Source organism: Streptomyces sp. NPDC018031 (assembly GCF_044327625.1).
GTDB lineage: Bacteria > Actinomycetota > Actinomycetes > Streptomycetales > Streptomycetaceae > Streptomyces.
This window is the reverse complement of sequence record NZ_JBIRFT010000029.1, coordinates 1-17,818: the sequence shown is the minus strand read 5'-3', so window position 1 is coordinate 17,818 and position 17,818 is coordinate 1. Positions and strand designations below refer to the sequence as shown.

The following is a 17,818-nucleotide window of genomic DNA, read 5'->3' as shown; positions in this document are numbered from 1 at the left end:
GTCCCGATCGGGGCCTCCCCGTGCCGGGTGGGCTACCGCCCGGGTGCCGGGCGCCCGTAGGTGCGCCCCTTCCAGGCCGCGCCCCGCCCGCGGTGGTGCTGCACCGCCGAGTCCACCGTCATCAGCAGGTACAGCGCGGCGATCAGCGGCAGCAGCGGAGCCAGCCACGGCGTCTGGCGGTAGTAGCGCAGCATCGGCAGGTAGCTGCCGGTCATGATCAGCCACGCGGCGCCGCCCACCACCCCGGCCGTCAGCTGCCCGGTCAGCGCCCCGGCGACGGTGGCGGCCGGCGGCACCAGGTACACCAGCGCCAGCCCCGCCACCGTGCCCACCAGCAGCACCGGGCTGTACCGCAGCTGGGCGTAGGCGCTGCGGGACACCATCCGCCACAGCCCGGCCGGGCGGTACGGGCGGACGCTGTCCACCCGCTCGGCCAGGCCCAGCCAGATCCGGCCCCCGGTACGCCGCACCGCCCGGGCCAGCGCCACGTCGTCGATCACCGCCTGCCGGATGGCGTCCGGGACCCCGGCCCGCTCGGCCGCCGCCACGCGCAGCAGCACACAGCCGCCCGCCGCGGCGGCGGTCCGGCCGCCCGCCCGGTTGACCCACCGGAACGGGTAGAGCTGCGCGAAGAAGTAGACGAACGCCGGCACGATCAGCCGCTCCCAGCAGGTCGCCACCCGGAGCCGGGCCATCTGCGACACCAGATCCGCGTCGATGGAGGTGGCGGCCCGCACCAGCTCCCGCAGACTCTCCGGCTCGTGCGCGATGTCGGCGTCCGTCAGCAGCAGGTACTCGGCGTCGGTCCGCTCCCGGGCCAGCGCCATCCCGTGCCGCACCGCCCACAGCTTGCCGGTCCAGCCGTGGTCCGGTTCGCCCGGCGCCGCCACGGTCAGCGGCAGCCCGCCCTGCTCGGCGGCGAGCCGGTGGGCCAGTTCCGCGGTGCCGTCGGAACTGCCGTCGTCGATCAGGAAGACCTCGGCGCGGCCCGGGTAGTCCTGCGTCAGCAGCGACGGCAGGCTCCGGCGCAGCACCCCGGCCTCGTCCCGGGCCGGTACCACCACCGCGACCGACGGCCACCGCGCCGGGTCCCGGCGCCGGGGCAGCCTGATGTCGGTACGCCAGAAGAAGCCCTGTCCCAGCAGCAGCCACAGCCAGGCGGCCAGAGCCGCCGCGGCGATCCACGACCAAGCGCTCATCCGCCGCAGTCTGCCCGACCGGACCGGTCCACCGCTGCGGGGCGCGCGGCGGACCCCGTCACGCGCCGCGCACCCCGCCGCGAGCGGCGCGTGCCGACGGCGCGGAGCGCATCGCACGCCGCACCGCACCCGCATGCCGCGAGCGCACCCCGCACCAGGCCCCCACCGCGCCCGGCACCGCGCGCCCGCACCGCGCGCCCGCACCGCGCGCCCGGCACCCCGGGCCCCGCGCTCCGGGCCCCGCCCACTGCGCCCGCCGGGCCGGCCGCAGTGGGCGGCCCGTGCGGCCGGCCGGCCGCAGGTGCCGATCGACTAAAGTGGCCCGGTGCCGCATGCCCCGCCATGCCGCGGCCACGAAGGTCCGGCGGGGTCGCACGGGGAAGGGACGACATGGCGAGGCGGAACTCGGTGAAGATCGCGCTGGTGGATTCCGGCCTCGGCCTGCTCGCGGCGGCCGCCGCGGTGCACCGGCTGCGACCCGACGCCGACCTGGTCCTCTCCTCCGACCCGGACGGCATGCCCTGGGGGCCCCGCACCCCGCAGGACCTCAGCGCCCGCGCCCTGGACTGCGCCCGGGCCGCGGCCGCCCACCGCCCCGACGCGCTGATCGTGGCCTGCAACACCGCCTCCGTACACGCGCTGCCGGCCCTCCGCGCCGAGCTGGAGCCCGTGCTGCCGGTGATCGGTACCGTGCCGGCCATCAAGCCGGCCGCCGCGGGCGGCGGCCCGGTCGCCATCTGGGCCACCCCGGCGACCACCGGCAGCCCGTACCAGCGGGCGCTGATCCGCGACTTCGCGGACGGTGTCCGGGTCGCCGAGGTGGCCTGTCCCGGGCTGGCCGACGCGGTGCAGCGGGCCGACCTGCGGGCGGTCCGCGACGCGGTGGCCGACGCCGCCTCCCGCACCCCGCGCGGCGTGCGTGCCGTGGTCCTCGGCTGCACCCACTACGAGCTGGTCTCCGAGCACATCCGGGCGGCCCTCGGCCCCGCCGGCACCCCGCCGCCCGCCCTGTACGGCTCGGCCGGCGCGGTGGCCGCCCAGGCCCTGCGGCGGATCGGCGCCGACCCCGCTCCCGGCGCCGCGCCGACCGGCACCCTCACCGTGCTGTTGAGCGGCCGGGAAGCCGCCCTGCCGGCGGAGGCGCTCGCATACCCCGAGGGCGGCGCGCTGGTCACCACCCCGGCGGGCGTCGCCCTCGGCTGACGAACCACGTCCGCCAGGGGCTTCCGGGGCCCGTCCGGCAGGCTGCCCACGGCCCCCACGCCCCCACGGCTCCCACGGCCCTCGGCTCCGTGGTCCCGCGCCTCCGCGGCCCCGCGGAGGCGCGGGCGGCCCGCTGCTACCCGCATACCACCGAGGTGGCAAATCGGCGTATGACCGGCTTTGATCACTTCTGCCGACACAACGGAAGATGAGTAATCTTCCCGGCATGAGGGACCACCGTGAGGATCTGATTCCGGGTGCGACCGAAGCGCCGCCCCCGGTATGGACCGGCCGCGCCACCAACCGCGTGCAGTGGGTGCTCGCGGCCCTGGGCGCCGCCTGCATGGCGCTGGGCGTCGAACTGGCCGTCGACTCCTCCTGGAGCTCCGGACTGGCCCCCCTGCTGATGTCGGTGATCGGCTGCGTCACCGTCGGCCTGCTCATGCTCTACGGCACGCTCGCCTTCGTCCACGTGGCGGTCCGCGTCGACGCGGACGCCCTGGAAGTGCGCTGCGGCCACATCGGCCTGCCCCGCCGCCGGATCCCGCTGCACCTGGTGGAGGGCGCGGACTTCGTACCCCGGGTGACCCCGCGCCAGTGGGGCGGCTGGGGCTACCGCTGGCGCCCCGAGAAGGGCACCGCCGTCGTGGTCCGCCGGGGGGAGGCCCTGGTGCTGCGGCTCGGCGACGGCCGGGTGTTCACCGTCACCGTGGACGACGCCGAGGCGGCGGTGAAGGTCATCCGCGGCCATCTGCGGCGCATCGCGCACCGCGCCTCCCAGGTGTAGCGCCGCCCGGCCCCGTCTCCCGGGCCGCCGGGGCCGCGACGGCACGGGCCGGCGCGCGGCCGCGGTCCCGGCGCGGGCCGCGGCGCCGCCCCGACCGGCGCCGGGACCGGCCGCCCGGACGGATACGCTCGGGCCCATGGGTACCCCCGACTTCATCCGCGAACTCCGGGCCGACATCGGCAACCGGCTGCTCCACCTCCCCGGTGTCAGCGCCATCGTCTTCGACGACGAGGGACGGGTGCTCCTCGTCCGCCGGGCCGACAACGGCCGCTGGTCGATCATCGGCGGTATCCCGGAGCCGGGCGAACAGCCCGCGGCGGCCGTGGTGCGGGAGGTGCACGAGGAGACCGCGGTGCACTGCGTGCCGGAACGCGTGCTGCTGGTCCAGGCGCTGGAACCGGTGGTCTACCCCAACGGTGACGTGTGCCAGTTCATGGACGTCTGCTTCCGCTGCCGCGCGGTGGGCGGCGAGGCCCGGGTGAACGACGACGAGTCGCTGGAGGTCGGCTGGTTCGCGGTGGACGCGCTGCCCGACCTGGAGGACTACGCGATCTCCCGGATCAAGCAGGCGGCGGGGGACGGCCCGACGTGGTTCGACCCCAGCGCCGACCCGGGAAGTATGGGGGCCGGCCACATCGGCCCGCCCACCGGAGCTGCCTAGGGTGCCGCCATGAGCGTGCCCACCACACCAGTCCCGGAACGTACCCCCGGCGGAAGCGCGGACACCGGCCTCCACGGCAGGACCGCTCTGGTCACCGGCGCCGCGAGCGGCATCGGCCGCGCCTGCGCGCTGCGGCTCGCCGCCGCCGGAGCGCGGGTGCGGGCCCTGGACCGGGACGCCGCGGGACTCGAGGCGCTCGCCCGGACCGCCGGCCCCGCGCTCGCCGGATCCGTCGAGCCGCACGTCCTGGACCTCACCGACCTGGACGCCGCCGAAGCGGCGGCCGCCGGCACCGACATCCTCGTCAACAACGCCGGACTGCAACTCGTGCGCCCCGTCGAGGACTTCCCGCCGGAGGCCTTCGCGACCGTCCTCACCGTGATGCTCCAGGCCCCCTTCCGGCTGATCCGCGGCGCGCTGCCGCACATGTACCGCCAGGGCTGGGGCCGCGTCGTCAACATCTCCTCGGTGCACGGGCTGCGCGCCTCCGCCTACAAGTCCGCCTACGTCGCGGCCAAGCACGGCCTCGAAGGGCTCTCCAAGGTGGTGGCGCTGGAGGGGGCGGCGCACGGCGTCACCTCCAACTGCGTGTGCCCCGGCTACGTCCGCACCCCCCTGGTGGAGCGGCAGATCGCCGACCAGGCCGCCGCCCACGGCATCACCGAGGACCGTGTGACCGGCGAGATCCTGCTCGCCGACACCGCGGTGAAACGGCTCGTGGAACCGGACGAGGTGGCCGAGGCGGTCCGGTACCTGTGCGGACCGCACGCCTCCTTCGTCACCGGCACCTCCCTGGTCATGGACGGCGGATGGACCGCCCACTGAGCGGCCCGCCGGACGGCCCGGCGGCCCGCCGGCCGGAGCCCGCCGGGCACCGCGCGCCGGACCGCGCCCGGCACGATCCGGCCCCCGCCGTCCCGGCCGGGTCGTCCCGCCGGCCACCGGCCGGTGCCGGTCCCGGCGCCGAGCGGCATGCTGACCCCATGCCCGACGAACAGCCGCAGATCCCGTACCTGGAACTGCTCGCACACGGTGCCCCGGCCGAGGCGTACGAGCGCCCCGTGCTGCGCGCCCGCGCCCACGGTCTGCCGCCCGAGCGGCTGGCGGCCCTGGAGCGCGCCAAGCTGCTGGCCCTGCGGGTCCGGAGCGAACTGGAAGGGCGCCGGCGACGGGAGGCGGAACTGTCCGCCCTGTTCGAGACCGCGCACGACCTCGCCGGACTCCGCGACCTGGACGCCGTGCTCCAGGCCATCGTGCAGCGCGCCCGCTCCCTGCTCAACACCGAGGTCGCCTACCTGACGCTGAACGACCCCGTCGCCGGCGACACCTACATGCGGGTCACCGACGGCTCGGTCTCCGCCCGCTTCCAGCAACTGCGCCTGGGCATGGGGGAGGGGCTCGGCGGACTCGTCGCCCAGACCGCCCGCCCGTACGTCACCGACAGCTACTTCGACGACGCCAGGTTCCAGCACACCGGCACCATCGACGCGGGCGTCCGGGACGAGGGGCTGGTCGCGATCCTGGGCGTCCCGCTGATGCTGGGCAGCGGTGTCATCGGCGTGCTCTTCGCGGCCGACCGGCGGGCCCGGGTCTTCGAACGGGAGCAGATCGCCCTGCTGGGCTCCTTCGCCGCGCACGCGGCGGTGGCCATCGACACCGCCAACCTGCTCGGCGAGACCCGGTCGGCGCTCGCCGAGCTGGAGACCGCCAACGAGATCATCCGGGACCGCAGCAGCGTCATCGAACGCGCCTCCGAGGTCCACGACCGGCTCACCGAACTCGTGCTGCGCGGCGGCGGGGTGCACGACGTCGCCGACGCGCTCGCCGAAGTGCTCAGCGGCACGGTGGAGTTCCGGGAGGCCGCGGCCTGCCCACCGGAGGCGGTGAACCGCTCCCGGGCCGACGGGCGCGCCGTGCCGCACGGCGAGGACTGGGTGGCCGCCGTCTCCGCCGGCGGGGAGCTGCTGGGAGCGCTCGTCCTGCACGGCCACCCCCACCTGGACCCGGTCGACCAGCTCACCCTGGAGCGGGCCGCGATGGTCACCTCGCTGCTCCAACTGGCGCGCCGCTCGGCGAGCGAGGCCGAGCAGCGGGTCCGCGGCGAGCTGCTCGACGACCTGCTCGACGCCCCCGACCGGGACCCCGCGCTGCTGCGCGAACGCGCCGCCCGGGTGGGCGCCGACCTCGACGCCCCGCACGTGGTGCTGGCCGCACGCATCGACCGGGCCGGCCCGGCCACCGGTCCGGGCGCGCAGCACGGCGGCCCGGACACCCCCCGGGGCCGGACCTCCCCGCCGGAGGCGGCCCACCCCGGGCCCGGCGGCGCGGACGGCGAGCCCGACGCGGCGGCCGACCGCCAGCGGCTGTGGTCGGCCGCCTCCCACCTGGCCGCCACCGGGCGCGGCCTGGCCGCCGCCAGGGACGGCGGCACCGTGCTGCTGCTGCCGCTGGGCCCGGCGGACAGCGCGGCCGAGACGGCCCGCCGGACGGCGCGCCATCTGGGGGCCGCGATCCGGGTGCCGGTGACCGTCGGGGCGTCCTCGCCGGTCACCGCGCCGGCCGCCCGCCCGGGCGCGGTCGCCCACGCCTACGCCGAGGCCCGCCGCTGCGTCAGCGCGCTGCGGGTGCTGGGCCGGAGCGGACAGGGCGCCGCGGCGGAGGACTTCGGGTTCCTCGGCCTGCTGCTCGGCGACACCGGGGACGGCGCGCGGATAGCGGGGTTCGTGCGCGGCACCATCGGGCCGGTCATCGACTACGACGCCCGCCGCGGCACCGACCTGGTCCGCACCCTCGACGCCTACTTCGCGTGCGGAGCGAGCCCGGCCCGTACCAAGGACGAACTCCACGTGCACGTCAACACGGTGGCCCAGCGGCTGGACCGGGTGGGCCGGCTGCTCGGCCCGGACTGGCAGTCGGCGGCCCGCGCCCTGGAGATCCAGCTGGCGCTGCGCCTGCACCGGCTCTCCGACGCCGTCATCCGCTGACAAACCCTCGCGGGTCCCGTCCGGTTCCTCCGGCCGGGACCCGCGCGCACCGGTGCCGGGGCCCCGCGCACCGGCGCCGGCCCCCGGGCGGATGACGGCGGCCGGGCATGACGGCGGCCGGGCCACCAGGGCCCGGCCGCCGGGTCTTCGCACCGGTCAGGCGGAGCTGCGCTCCGCCGGCCGGTCGTCGTCCACCGCCGCCCGCTCCCGGTCGCCGCCGTCCCCGGTGACCTCGGTGAGGTCGCGCAGCCGGGTCTCCTTCGCCACCCCCACTGCCAGCAGGGTGAGCAGCGAGGCGGCGATGACGTACAGCGCGATCGGCGATCCGCTGTCGTGGTCGGCCAGCAGCGCCGTGGCGATCAGCGGGGCCGGCGCCCCGGCCGCCACCGAGGCGAACTGCGCCCCGATGGACGCCCCCGAGTACCGCACCCGGGTGGCGAACATCTCCGAGAAGAACGCGGCCTGCGGCGCGTACATGGCCCCGTGGAAGACCAGTCCGACCGTCACGGCGAGCAGCAGCGCACCGAAGTCGCCGGTGTCCACCAGCGCGAAGAACGGGAACGCCCAGGCGCCCACGCCGAGGGCGCCCACCAGGTACACCGGCCGCCGTCCCACGCGGTCCGACAGCGCGCCCCACAGGGGGATCACCGCGAAGTGCACGGCGGAGGCGATCAGTACGGCGTTGAGCGCGGTCTGCTTGTCCATGTCCACGTGGTCGGTCGCGTAGACCAGGATGAACGCGGTGATGACGTAGTAGCTGATGTTCTCCGCCATCCGCGCGCCCATGGCCACCAGCACATCGCGCCAGTGGTGCCGCAACACCGCCACCAGCGGCGGCTGCTCCTCCTCGCGCGCCTCGGCCTTGCGCGCCTCGGCACGGGCCAGCGCCTCCTTGAAGACCGGGGACTCGTCCACCGACAGCCGGATCCACATGCCCACCAGCACCAGCACCCCGGAGAGCAGGAACGGGATCCGCCACCCCCACGACTCGAACGCGGCGTCGGACAGCAGCGCCGTCAGCGCGGACAGCACGCCGGTCGCCAGCAACTGGCCGGCCGGTGCGCCGGTCTGCGGCCAGGAGGCCCAGAAGCCCCGCCGCCGTGCGTCCCCGTGCTCGGACACCAGCAGCACCGCGCCGCCCCACTCACCGCCCAGCGCGAAGCCCTGCACCAGACGCAGCACGGTCAGCAGCACCGGGGCGGCGGCGCCGATCGTGGCGTGGGTGGGCAGCAGGCCGATCGCGAACGTCGCGCCGCCCATCAGCAGCAGACTCAGCACCAGGAGTTTCTTGCGCCCGAGCCGGTCTCCGTAGTGGCCGAACACCAGCGCCCCGATCGGCCGGGCGGCGAAGCCGACCGCGTACGTCAGGAACGACAGCAGGGTGCCGGTGAGCGGGTCGGAGTCGGGGAAGAACAGCTTGTTGAACACCAGCGCGGCGGCCGACCCGTAGAGGAAGAAGTCGTACCACTCGATGGTGGTGCCGATGAGGCTCGCGGCGACGATGCGCCTGAGGCTGTTCGGCGTTGGCGGAGCGGTCGCGGGGGAGGACATCGGTACCACTTCCTGCGCGTTCAGGGGACGTTTGTGTGTCGCCATACCGTAGGAACGCGCAGGTCAGTGGCGTATGTGGTGGGACACCACAGCTGGCGGCGGTGGAGTGCGCGCGCCCACCATGAAGGCGGTGGCGGCGTCTCCGCACCGGCCTCGTCGAGACCGCCAAGAAGGCTGTCCGAGACGCACCGGTCGGGCAGGATGCGGAGATGCGGTGCCGGCTCCCGTGCTGGTCTCATGCGACGAGCGACGAGCGACGAGCGACGAGCGAAGGGCGAAGGGCGAAGGGCGAACGGCGCAGGCGTCGCGGCCGGTGCGGGCATGCGCCCTCCCGCATCAGCGCACTCACGGCCTCCAGCGTGCCCGGCTCTGCTCCGCCGCCTGCGGCGTGCCGGCGCAAGGTCATCACTTGTCGGCGCAGGCCTCCGCCTCCGCCAGGTACCGTGCCACCGGCCCCAGGGTCAGCATCCCGCTCGCCCCGCCTGCGTCTTCGAGGCGGGCGGCGCGCAGGGCCGTTGCCGCGCGGGCGGCGACCGGGCGCTCGCCGAGGCGGGCGGCGGCGTGGGCGGTCAGGCACCAGAGCGCCTCCTGCATGTGATCAGGGGGTGGTTCGGGCGTCATGGTCAGGGCGGCACGGGCCTCCTCGTCACGGTCGCGGGCGAGCAGCACCAAGGGGCGCGTCCAGGGGCGGTACGGGCCCCAGTCGAGAGCGGGATCGGTGGGCGCGGGACGGCCGTGCAGGAGACGTAGGCCTAGGAGGGCGAGGGCGAACAGGCCGCGGTGCAACCCCGGCATGCCCGCCGTCTCGGCGAGGGTCTGTTCGGCTGCGCGGTAGTGCGCCGCGGCCGTGGCGGCGGCCGGTCCGCCCGGTCCGGTGCTGCGTGCGGCCGTGACCCGGGCCCGGAACCAGCCGGTGAGGACGGGGACGAGAGAGGCCTCGGTGCTGACGGCGACCTGCTCGGCGGCCTCGGCGTGTGCGGCCGCGGCGTCGAGGTCGCCGAGAGCCGAGGCGGACTGCAGGCGGATGAGCCGGCCGAGCACGGCGAAGTCCGGCAGCCTGTGCCGGGCGGCAAGGTCGAGGACCTCGGCGCCGATCACGTCCCGTGCCGCCGCGAGACCGGGCCGGGTGAAGAGCTGGAGGAACACGCCGTTGAGGGCGAACACCAGCAGGGCGGGATCGCCCAGTTCCCGGGCCAGTGTCTCGGCCTCACGCGCCGCCTGTCCGGCGCGTCTCCGTTCGGTTGCGGACAGGTCGGCGCTGCGGCTCTCGACCGCGACGGTGGCCAGCAGACGGGCGCGCAATTCGGCGGGGCCGTCGGTGCCGAGCGCGGTGAGCGTACGCTCGGCCGCCGCGACGACCGCGCGGGACTGCTCGGGGTCGTCGGCCCGGCTCCAGAGGGCGGGCACGTCGTAGGCGCCGATGACGCGGGCGGTCAGGGCGGTGTCCCCGGTGCGCTCCGCCGCCCGGACGGCGGCGAGGCGGTCGCGCCGCGAGTGGATGAGGGCGTCACCACCCGCCAGGGCCAGGGTGCGGGCCAGTTCGACGGTGGTGCGCGGGCCGAGTCGTACGCCTGCGGTCCACACGGTACGCGCGGGCCGGAGGGTCGCGGCTCCGCGGAGGATGTCCGTCTCCAGGCGCCGGAGGTCGGCACCGGGGTCGAGCCCGAGCTGGTCCACGAGCATCGTACGGGCGCGGCGGAGGGTGGCCAGTGCGTCCGCCTGACGGCCGGCTTGGTGCAGTGCGCGGGCCAGCAACCCCCAGGCCGGCTCACGCCAGGGGTGTTCGGTGACGTGGGCGCCCAGTTCGGCGACCAGCTCGGCTCCCGAACCGGAGTCGAGGAGGAGGCGGGCGCGTAGTTCGACCGCCTCCAGCCTCAGCTCCTCCAGCCGGGTCCGTTCGCGCTGGGCCCACGGGGAGCCGGCCACGTCGGCGTAGGCCGGGCCGCGCCAGGTCGCGAGGGCCGCGTCGAGGTCGGCCGGCACATCGGGGGTACGCCGGGCGCGGGCCAGGGCGTCCTCGAACCGGTGGACGTCCACGGTGTCGCGCGGCAGACGCAGCGCGTAGCCGGGTCCCTCCGTGAGGAGGACGCGCGGCGGGGTGCGGGGCGGCCGGCCGGGTTCGATCGCGCGGCGCAGCGCGGCGACGAACGTACGCAACGCACCCACGGCACGCACCGGCGGCTCGGCCCACAGGTCGTCCACGAGGGTGTCGGTGGGGACCATCCGCCCCCCGGCGGCGACGAGCCGGGCGAGTACCTCGCGGTGGCGGGGTCCGCCCAGGTCGAGCGGGGTGCCGTCGTCGTGGAGGGCCCGCACGGCACCGAGTACGTCGATTCGCATGCCCTCCATCTTCCGTGCCGCGGGTCCGCGGCGTCGAAGCGTGCTGATCGGTTGCTGATCGCCGTCGCCCACGCTGATTCCGCCAGTCCACGGACCAAGGCTTTCGCCGGTCCCCGACCCCAGGAACGGGCCTCCCATGACTCTCACCATCCCCGGTTTCGACCACGTCCGCCTGCCCGGCGCCGACGGAGTGGAGCTGGCCGCCGCCGTCGGCGGCCATGGCAGCCCGGTCGTGCTGCTGCACGGCTTCCCCCAGACCCACCTGATGTGGCGGCACGTCGCCGAGCGGCTCGCCGGCGAGCACACGGTGATCTGTCCCGACCTGCGCGGTTACGGCGCCAGTGACAAGCCGGCGGCCACCGGCCCCGAGGTGTACTCCAAGCGCACCATGGCCGCCGATGTCGTCGCCCTGGCGGCGGCGCTCGGCCATGAGCGCTTCGCCCTGGTCGGCCACGACCGGGGCGCCCTGGTCGCCTTCCGGGCGGGACTGGACCACCCCGAGACCGTCACCCACCTGGGCATCCTCGACGTCGTACCGACCCTGGACATGTGGAACGTCCTGCACGGTGTCCCGGCGGCGGTCGGTTACCACCTGTTCCTCATGGCGCAGCCGCCGGGGCTGCCGGAGACGATGATCGCCAACAGCGCCGAAGCCTTCTTCGGCTCCTTCCTCGACGCCTGGGCCGGTGACCCGGCCGCCATGCCGGAAGCGGTCCGGTCCGCGTACCTGCGGGCCGGCGTCGCGGCCGTGCCGTCGATCGTCGCGGACTACCGGGCCTCGGCGGGCATCGACGTCACACACGACCAGGCGGACCAGGACGCCGGTTCCCAGCTGGCCATGCCGGTGACGGTCGTCCAGCAGGACTGGGGCGCGCGACTGGGCTACGACGCCGCCGCGGTCTGGCACGCGTGGGCGCCGGACCTGGACCACCGGCTGACCGGCGCGGGGCACTTCATGGCCGAGGAGGCGCCCGACGAGATCACCGGGGCGATCCGCGACCTGCTGCTCCGCTGAGCCCACCACCCGGGCCACGGGAGGCGGCGGGCCGGCTCCGCGCCCCCGGGCCACCGGTTCCCCCCGTCCCCCGGCCCGGCGATCCGGTGGGCCGGGGAACCGCCCGCCCACGGTCGTGGGCGCTGCCCGGGGAAATCCGGCGGCGCCGCTCGCCGGGGCGTGGGCAGCACCCTGCGGGCCTGCGACCGTAGCCCTCCCACGGGCAGACCGGGCCGGGTATCCGGCGGCCGATCCGCACCCGCCACGTCACGGCTCCGGCGCCGCCGCATCGGGTACCGGGCCAGTGCGCGGACCGCTACCCCCGGATCGCCCGGTTCAGCCCTGGATGGTGGCGAGCCAGTCGGTCAGCAGGCGGTTGACCTCGTCGGGGCGCTCCTGCTGGATCCAATGGCCGCAGCCGTCCAGGAGGTGGCAGGCCGACAGGCCGGGAAGGGTGGTGGGGTAGGCGTCGATGGCGTCGGACATCCAGGTGGTGGAGGCGTCCAGGGCGCCGCCGGCGAACAGTGCCGGCTGCTTGATCGGGGCTCCGCGGTGCGGAGCGAGGTCTTCCCAGTCACGGTCCATGTTCCGGTAGCGGTTGAGTGCTCCGGTGATCCCTGCGCGCTCGAACTCCCCGGCGTAGACGTCGAGGTCGTCCTCGCTCAGCCAGGCCGGGAGAACCCCGGTGGGGAAGCGGTCACGCAGCCGGCCGCCGCCGCGGGTGACGAAGTGCGGGTCGGGCTCGTCACGGGCGGGCATGGTGTCGGCGGACAGGGCCGCGTAGAAGCCCGCGAGCCAGCCCCGGACGTCGGGCTCGATCTCCGCCTCGGCGCGGCCCGGCTCCTGGAAGTAGGACACGTAGAACTCCTCTCGGGGACCGCCGATCCCGCCGAAGACGTCGGTGGGGCGCGGGCCGCCGGGCGGCGCGTAGGGGACGCTCAGCAGGCCGACGGCGCGGAAGACCTCGGGGTGGAGCAGGGCGGAGGTGGCGGCGATGCCGGAGCCCCAGTCATGGCCGACGACCACCGCGCTCTCCTCGCCGAGGGCGCGCACGACGGCGACGTTGTCCGCCACCAGGTCGAGCATCCGGTAGGCCTCGGTCGCCTCCGGCTTGCAGGAGCGGCCGTAACCACGCACGTCGATCGCCACCGCCCGGTAGCCGGCCGCGGCGAGGGCCGGGAGCTGGCGGCGCCAGGAGTACCAGGACTCGGGGAAGCCGTGCACGAGCAGGACCATCGGGCCGGTGCCCTGCTCGACCAGGTGGAGGCGTCCGGCCGGGGCCTCGACGGTGCGATGGCGGAGTCCTGCGGTCGGCTCGGGCTGCATGGGCTTCTCCTCGGTTCGCGGCGACGCGGCTGCCCATCGATCATGCGGCGCGGCACCCGGCCGACGCGATCAGCCTTGCCATTCTGGCAACCTTGCAGGACAGGGCGGTGGAGGGCACGGCAGGAAGGAACTTGCGGTGACAGCCGACGACGTGGACGGCAAACTGGCTGCGATGGGTCCCCGGTTGCGAGCCGCGCGCGAGCACCACGGTGCGACGATCGCCGGTGTCGGCTGCGCGACCGGTATCTCGGCCAGCGTGCTGTCCCGGATCGAGACCGGCCGACGCAAGCCCACCCTGGAGGTGCTGCTGCGGCTATCGAAGGAGTACGGCGTCTCCCTGGACGAGCTGGCCGGCACGGCACCCGCCCCCGCGGCCACGCCGCGCGCCACGCCGCCGCTGAGCTTCGGCGACGACAAGGCGGTGCTGCCGCTGACCCGGTACGTCGGCGGCCTGCACGCCCACAAGCACGTGCTGCCCGCTCGCGAGGACCCGCCCGCGCGGCCCCGCCAGGCCTCCCACGACGGCTACGAGTGGCTGTGCGTCCTGTACGGACGACTGTGGCTCGCGCTCGGCGACCAGGACCTCGTCCTGACCCCCGGGGACGTCGCCGAGTTCGACACCCGCACCCCGCACGGGGTGGCGAACTCCAGCCCCAGCGGTCCGGTCGAGTACCTGATCATGTTCGGACCGCAGGGCGAGCGCCAACGGCCGCGCACCCCTCCGGCCGCCGGTCAGGGGCCGGAGGGGTGCCGGGACGCTTCCGGCAGGTGACTCTCCACCGGCCCTCTCCTCTTCTCGTTCTTCCAGCGTTCGACGTCACGCGGGCTGCGGAGCCCGACGACTCGACGCCCAGGCCGGCTTCACGAGGGTTGGACAACGGAAACGTTGCAGCAACAAGGATCGATCAAGCGTCCCGGGGGGCCCGTGCCCGGCCGGGGCCGGCGGTCGCGGGTGGCCGGGTCCGGACACGGCGAAGGGGCTGCCCTGGGCGGCAGCCCCTCCGGCGGCGCGTGCCGCTGCCGGAGCCCGGCGGTCACACCCCCGCGGGGACGAGACCGTACGCCTGGGCGCGCAGCACGGTGGCCACCCGGTCCTTGGTGCCGAGCTTCCGGTAGATGCTCTCGATGTGCTTCTGCACGGTGCGCGCCGAGATGCCGAGCCGGCGGCCGATGGCGGTGGCGGTGAGCGCGTCGGCGAGCAGGGCCAGCACCGCGGACTCCCGCGGCGTCAGGGTCTCGCCGCCCGGCGCGGCCGGGGCGCCGCCGGCCGGGGCGCCGGGCCCCTGCGGAAGCGACGCGTGCCAGTTGCGCAGCAGGGCCACCTGCTTGTCGACCCCGGCGAGCAGCGGCTGTATTCGCCGCGCATAGGCCAGCTGGCCGTCGGTGAATGGGCTTCCGGTGCGGTAGACCAGAAATCCCCTGACGCGTCCGGAGATATCGGGCAAGGGCAGGCCCAGGACCTGATCCGCGGCCAATGACTCGCGCATGCGGGAGGCGTCCGAACTATTTCGCCATTCAACTTCGCCGAGGATCCGGCAGGTCGTCGTCGGTGTCCGGTCGCGAGACGAGACATAGTGGTCCGCCAAAGCGCGGGAGTGACGGATCAATCGCTGCGTGTGATCGGCGATATGGCTTTTGGTCAGACCGCCCGAGAGCCAAAGGTGTGCGGTGTGTTCATGGTCCGTCCATTGCTCCGACAGCACGAGGAACTCTCCGCCGCAGGCGCTGAGAAGCTCGGTGGCGATCGGAGGCCACAATTGCCCCGGATCTTGCTCGTGAAGTGCCGCTACCGCAAGATCGAGCATGCGCTCGTGATCGTGTACAGGCATCCCTGACACGTGACCCCCCGTGGTCGGTACGTACTTTTACTTATACCAGCCGGGCTCTGCGTGGGCGAAGCTGGCGGGGCCAGGGGAGGGGGCCTGCAGAGCGTCGTCGCGTGCCGTTGTGCAGGCCGGCGTGTGAACGGGGGGAAGGTATGCCGGGATCGAGCCGAGTCGAGGCCGCGCCGCTGTCCGTTAGAGGACAAAGAGGCGTTGCTCACTGACCGTTAGTGGACAAGAGAGCAGGTCCGCCCTCGTCCCGGAGTGGACAATGAGAAGGGCGCACACCGGTGTCCGTTAGTGGACAAAGGATAGGCGCTCCACTGTCCGTAAGTGGACAAGAGAAGCAGGAACCAATGCTCGCCGCGCCTCGTATTAAGGTGTGGCGCACGCGCATCCAAGCATCCGGAGTTATGCCTTCCGGGGTGCGGGTCATTTAATACGGACCCGGCCAATCGGATGTCAGGTGCCCTCATCTCTTTGCCTCAGAAGCATCGTTGACCACCTTTTGCCGCGGGGGAGAATCTTTTGTCGCTCAAGCCTGCAATGGAATATCCGTCAACGAGTGCTGAACGTGACGTCAACGCCGGAAGCGGTACACCGGTTGAAGTCGCGGAGTGTCAGCGGCAAAGCCCGTCGGGAGGGGCCGTCCGGCCCGGCACCCCGACCGGGCCCGGCTCATCCGGAACGGCTTGCGGAACGGCGCCCCGACCGGGGCGGACGCGGTGCGCCAGCCGCCCGAGCGACGGCGCACCGGCGGCCCGGACCGCCGCACGACCGGCCAGGCCCTGACCCGGCCGGCCCGAGGAACGTGGAATGAGAGCAGTCGAAAACGTGGTTGCCGCGGGGCGCCCGGACGTGGAGGAGTAGGCATGGCCGCCGATAAGAACGACATCGTCGGGGCCCTCCGGAAGTCGCTCAAGGAAACCGAGCGGCTCCGGCGGCAGAACCAGCAGCTCCTGGATCGTGCGAACGAGCCACTGGCCATTGTCGGCATGAGCTGCCGGTTCCCCGGAGGCGTGACGTCTCCGGACGAGTTGTGGGACCTGGTGGCCGAAGGGCGCATCGGAACCACCGAGTTCCCGACCGACCGCGGCTGGGACCTGGAGCGCCTGTACGACCCGGACCCCGACCACCCGGGCACCTCCTACACCCGCGAGGGCGGGTTCCTGGACCGCATGGAGGAGTTCGACGCCGAGTTCTTCGGGATCAGCCCGCGTGAGGCGCTGGCCATGGACCCGCAGCAGCGGCTGCTGCTGGAGGGTGCCTGGGAGGCGTTCGAGGACGCGGGCATCGACCCGACCTCGCTGCGCGGCAGCGACACCGGCGTCTTCTGCGGCGTCATGTTCCAGGACTACCAGTTCGTCGCCGGCATGAGCGACCACCGCCCGGAGATCGAGGGCTACCTGTCCATCGCCTCCGCCGCGAGCGTGGCCTCCGGCCGGATCTCCTACTCCTTCGGCTTCGAGGGGCCCGCCGTATCGGTCGACACGGCCTGCTCGTCCTCGTTGGTGGCGCTCGACGCGGCCGCCAAGTCCCTGCGCGCGCGCGAATGTTCGCTGGCCCTGGCGGGCGGCGTGACGGTGATGGCCAGGCCCATGCCGTTCATCGAGTTCAGCCGCCAGCGCGCCCTGTCGCCGGAGGGCCGGTGCAAGTCCTACGCGGCCGCCGCCGACGGCGTCACCTGGGCCGAGGGCGCCGGCCTGCTGCTGCTGGAGCGGCTGTCGGACGCCCGCCGCAACGGCCACCGGATCCTGGGCCTGCTGCGTGGTACGGCGGTGAACCAGGACGGTGCGAGCAACGGTCTGACCGCGCCGAACGGCCCCTCGCAGGAGCGGGTGATCCGGGCCGCGCTGGCCAACGCCGGCCTCAAGCCGTCCGATGTGGACGCGGTCGAGGGTCACGGCACCGGCACCACCCTGGGTGACCCGATCGAGGCCGAAGCGCTGCTGGCGACCTACGGCCGGGAGCGGGCCGACGGCCCGCTGCGGCTGGGATCCATCAAGTCCAACATCGGCCACGCCCAGGCGGCCGCCGGTGTGGCGGGCGTCATCAAGATGGTGATGGCGATGCGGCACCGGACGCTGCCGCGCACCCTGCACGTGGACGCCCCGTCCCCGCACGTGGACTGGGAGTCCGGCGAGGTCGAGCTGCTGACCGAGGCACTGGACTGGACGGTCTCCGAGGGCCGGGCGCGCCGCGCGGGCGTGTCGTCCTTCGGTGTCAGCGGCACCAACGCGCACGTGATCCTGGAGGAGGCGCCCGCCGCCGAGCAGGAGACGACGGACGACCAGGTCCCGGCCGAGCCGCGGACGCTGCCGGTGGTGCCGGTGCTCCTCTCGGCCCGCAGCGAGGCCGCGCTGCGCGCGCAGGCCGACCGGCTCCGCGCGCACATGATCGCGCAGCCGGACGTCGCCTTCCCCGACATCGCGTTCACCACGGCGACGGCGCGTGCGCATCTGGAGCGTCGTGCGGCGGTGGTGGCGGCCGATCGGGGTGCGCTGCTCAGTGGTCTGGGCGCGCTGGCCGCGGGGGACCCGGCCGCGAACGTGCTGCAGGGCGATGTCGTGGGCGGCAAGGCGGTGTTCGTGTTCCCCGGTCAGGGGGCGCAGTGGGCGGGTATGGCGGTGGAGCTGCTGGGCTCTTCGCCGGTGTTCGCCGAGCAGATCGCCGCGTGTGGTCAGGCGCTGTCGGAGTTCGTGGACTGGCGTCTGGAAGACGTGCTGCGGGGGGTGGAGGGTGCGCCGACGCTGGAGCGGGTGGATGTGGTGCAGCCCGCGCTGTGGGCGGTGATGGTGTCGCTGGCGGCGCTGTGGCGCTCGCACGGTGTGGAGCCCTCCGCGGTGGTGGGTCACTCGCAGGGTGAGATCGCGGCGGCGTGTGTGGCCGGTGGGTTGTCGCTGGCCGATGGTGCCCGGGTGGTGGCGTTGCGCAGTGCGTTGATCCGGGA

The 17,818-nt window shown here is 74.5% G+C and carries 13 protein-coding genes; 8 read left to right on the top strand and 5 right to left on the bottom strand.

Annotated elements, in window-relative coordinates:
- Positions 1-32 precede the first annotated feature (32 nt).
- Positions 33-1,199, bottom strand: coding sequence for a glycosyltransferase (locus ACH4B3_RS32905; protein ID WP_398469224.1), 1,167 nt, complete (start codon positions 1,197-1,199; stop codon positions 33-35).
- A gap of 390 nt (positions 1,200-1,589) precedes the next feature.
- Between ACH4B3_RS32905 and ACH4B3_RS32900 the strand changes: the two genes are divergently transcribed.
- The 5 genes from ACH4B3_RS32900 to ACH4B3_RS32880 all read left to right on the top strand — a co-directional run bounded on the left by ACH4B3_RS32900 (position 1,590) and on the right by ACH4B3_RS32880 (position 6,834).
- Complete coding sequence (locus ACH4B3_RS32900) at positions 1,590-2,402, top strand: glutamate racemase (protein WP_398469222.1); 813 nt, start codon at positions 1,590-1,592, stop codon at positions 2,400-2,402.
- Positions 2,403-2,628: 226 nt separating this feature from the next.
- Positions 2,629-3,189 carry a hypothetical protein gene (locus tag ACH4B3_RS32895; protein ID WP_398469220.1) on the top strand — a complete coding sequence of 187 codons (561 nt, stop codon included), beginning with the start codon at positions 2,629-2,631 and terminating at the stop codon, positions 3,187-3,189.
- 136 nt (positions 3,190-3,325) lie between these two features.
- A complete protein-coding gene (locus tag ACH4B3_RS32890; protein WP_398469218.1) occupies positions 3,326-3,850 on the top strand; it encodes an NUDIX hydrolase in 525 nt (174 codons plus the stop codon).
- Positions 3,851-3,859: 9 nt separating this feature from the next.
- Entirely contained in the window at positions 3,860-4,675 is an 816-nt protein-coding gene (locus ACH4B3_RS32885) for a 3-hydroxybutyrate dehydrogenase (RefSeq protein WP_398469216.1), read from the top strand.
- 158 nt (positions 4,676-4,833) lie between these two features.
- The gene (locus ACH4B3_RS32880) at positions 4,834-6,834 is read left to right on the top strand and encodes a helix-turn-helix domain-containing protein (protein ID WP_398469214.1); all 2,001 of its coding nucleotides are present in this window, start codon (positions 4,834-4,836) and stop codon (positions 6,832-6,834) included.
- A 156-nt stretch (positions 6,835-6,990) separates the two neighbouring features.
- On the opposite strand, the gene ACH4B3_RS32875 is transcribed toward ACH4B3_RS32880, so the two are convergent.
- Both ACH4B3_RS32875 and ACH4B3_RS32870 read right to left on the bottom strand, forming a co-directional pair.
- Positions 6,991-8,385, bottom strand: a complete 1,395-nt coding sequence (locus ACH4B3_RS32875; RefSeq protein WP_398469212.1) for an MFS transporter — start codon at positions 8,383-8,385, stop codon at positions 6,991-6,993.
- Between the two features lie 405 nt (positions 8,386-8,790).
- Positions 8,791-10,725, bottom strand: a complete 1,935-nt coding sequence (locus ACH4B3_RS32870) for a BTAD domain-containing putative transcriptional regulator (protein WP_398469210.1) — start codon at positions 10,723-10,725, stop codon at positions 8,791-8,793.
- Between the two features lie 136 nt (positions 10,726-10,861).
- On the opposite strand from ACH4B3_RS32870, the gene ACH4B3_RS32865 reads away from it, so the two are divergent.
- Positions 10,862-11,740, top strand: coding sequence for an alpha/beta fold hydrolase (locus ACH4B3_RS32865; protein WP_398469208.1), 879 nt, complete (start codon positions 10,862-10,864; stop codon positions 11,738-11,740).
- 315 nt (positions 11,741-12,055) lie between these two features.
- On the opposite strand, the gene ACH4B3_RS32860 is transcribed toward ACH4B3_RS32865, so the two are convergent.
- Positions 12,056-13,045 carry an alpha/beta fold hydrolase gene (locus ACH4B3_RS32860; protein WP_398469207.1) on the bottom strand — a complete coding sequence of 330 codons (990 nt, stop codon included), beginning with the start codon at positions 13,043-13,045 and terminating at the stop codon, positions 12,056-12,058.
- A 136-nt stretch (positions 13,046-13,181) separates the two neighbouring features.
- Between ACH4B3_RS32860 and ACH4B3_RS32855 the strand changes: the two genes are divergently transcribed.
- Positions 13,182-13,817 carry a helix-turn-helix domain-containing protein gene (locus ACH4B3_RS32855; RefSeq protein WP_398469205.1) on the top strand — a complete coding sequence of 212 codons (636 nt, stop codon included), beginning with the start codon at positions 13,182-13,184 and terminating at the stop codon, positions 13,815-13,817.
- 262 nt (positions 13,818-14,079) lie between these two features.
- Here the strand turns inward: ACH4B3_RS32855 and ACH4B3_RS32850 are convergent, their stop codons facing one another.
- Positions 14,080-14,850: a LuxR C-terminal-related transcriptional regulator gene (locus ACH4B3_RS32850; RefSeq protein ID WP_398469203.1), complete on the bottom strand. Its 771-nt coding sequence runs from the start codon at positions 14,848-14,850 to the stop codon at positions 14,080-14,082.
- 890 nt (positions 14,851-15,740) lie between these two features.
- Here ACH4B3_RS32850 and ACH4B3_RS32845 point away from each other — a divergent pair.
- The coding region (locus ACH4B3_RS32845) for a type I polyketide synthase (protein WP_398469201.1) at positions 15,741-17,818 on the top strand (2,078 nt) is incomplete at its 3' end.

Bases quoted from the DNA above. Each gene is read 5' to 3' on its own strand.
- ACH4B3_RS32860 (WP_398469207.1), bottom strand. From the start codon at position 13,045: ATGCAGCCCGAGCCGACCGCAGGACTCCGCCATCGCACCGTCGAGGCC.
- ACH4B3_RS32885 (WP_398469216.1), top strand. From the start codon at position 3,860: ATGAGCGTGCCCACCACACCAGTCCCGGAACGTACCCCCGGCGGAAGC.
- ACH4B3_RS32850 (WP_398469203.1), bottom strand. From the start codon at position 14,850: ATGCTCGATCTTGCGGTAGCGGCACTTCACGAGCAAGATCCGGGGCAA.
- ACH4B3_RS32895 (WP_398469220.1), top strand. From the start codon at position 2,629: ATGAGGGACCACCGTGAGGATCTGATTCCGGGTGCGACCGAAGCGCCG.
- ACH4B3_RS32890 (WP_398469218.1), top strand. From the start codon at position 3,326: ATGGGTACCCCCGACTTCATCCGCGAACTCCGGGCCGACATCGGCAAC.
- ACH4B3_RS32905 (WP_398469224.1), bottom strand. From the start codon at position 1,199: ATGAGCGCTTGGTCGTGGATCGCCGCGGCGGCTCTGGCCGCCTGGCTG.
- ACH4B3_RS32880 (WP_398469214.1), top strand. From the start codon at position 4,834: ATGCCCGACGAACAGCCGCAGATCCCGTACCTGGAACTGCTCGCACAC.
- ACH4B3_RS32875 (WP_398469212.1), bottom strand. From the start codon at position 8,385: ATGTCCTCCCCCGCGACCGCTCCGCCAACGCCGAACAGCCTCAGGCGC.
- ACH4B3_RS32865 (WP_398469208.1), top strand. From the start codon at position 10,862: ATGACTCTCACCATCCCCGGTTTCGACCACGTCCGCCTGCCCGGCGCC.
- ACH4B3_RS32900 (WP_398469222.1), top strand. From the start codon at position 1,590: ATGGCGAGGCGGAACTCGGTGAAGATCGCGCTGGTGGATTCCGGCCTC.
- ACH4B3_RS32870 (WP_398469210.1), bottom strand. From the start codon at position 10,725: ATGCGAATCGACGTACTCGGTGCCGTGCGGGCCCTCCACGACGACGGC.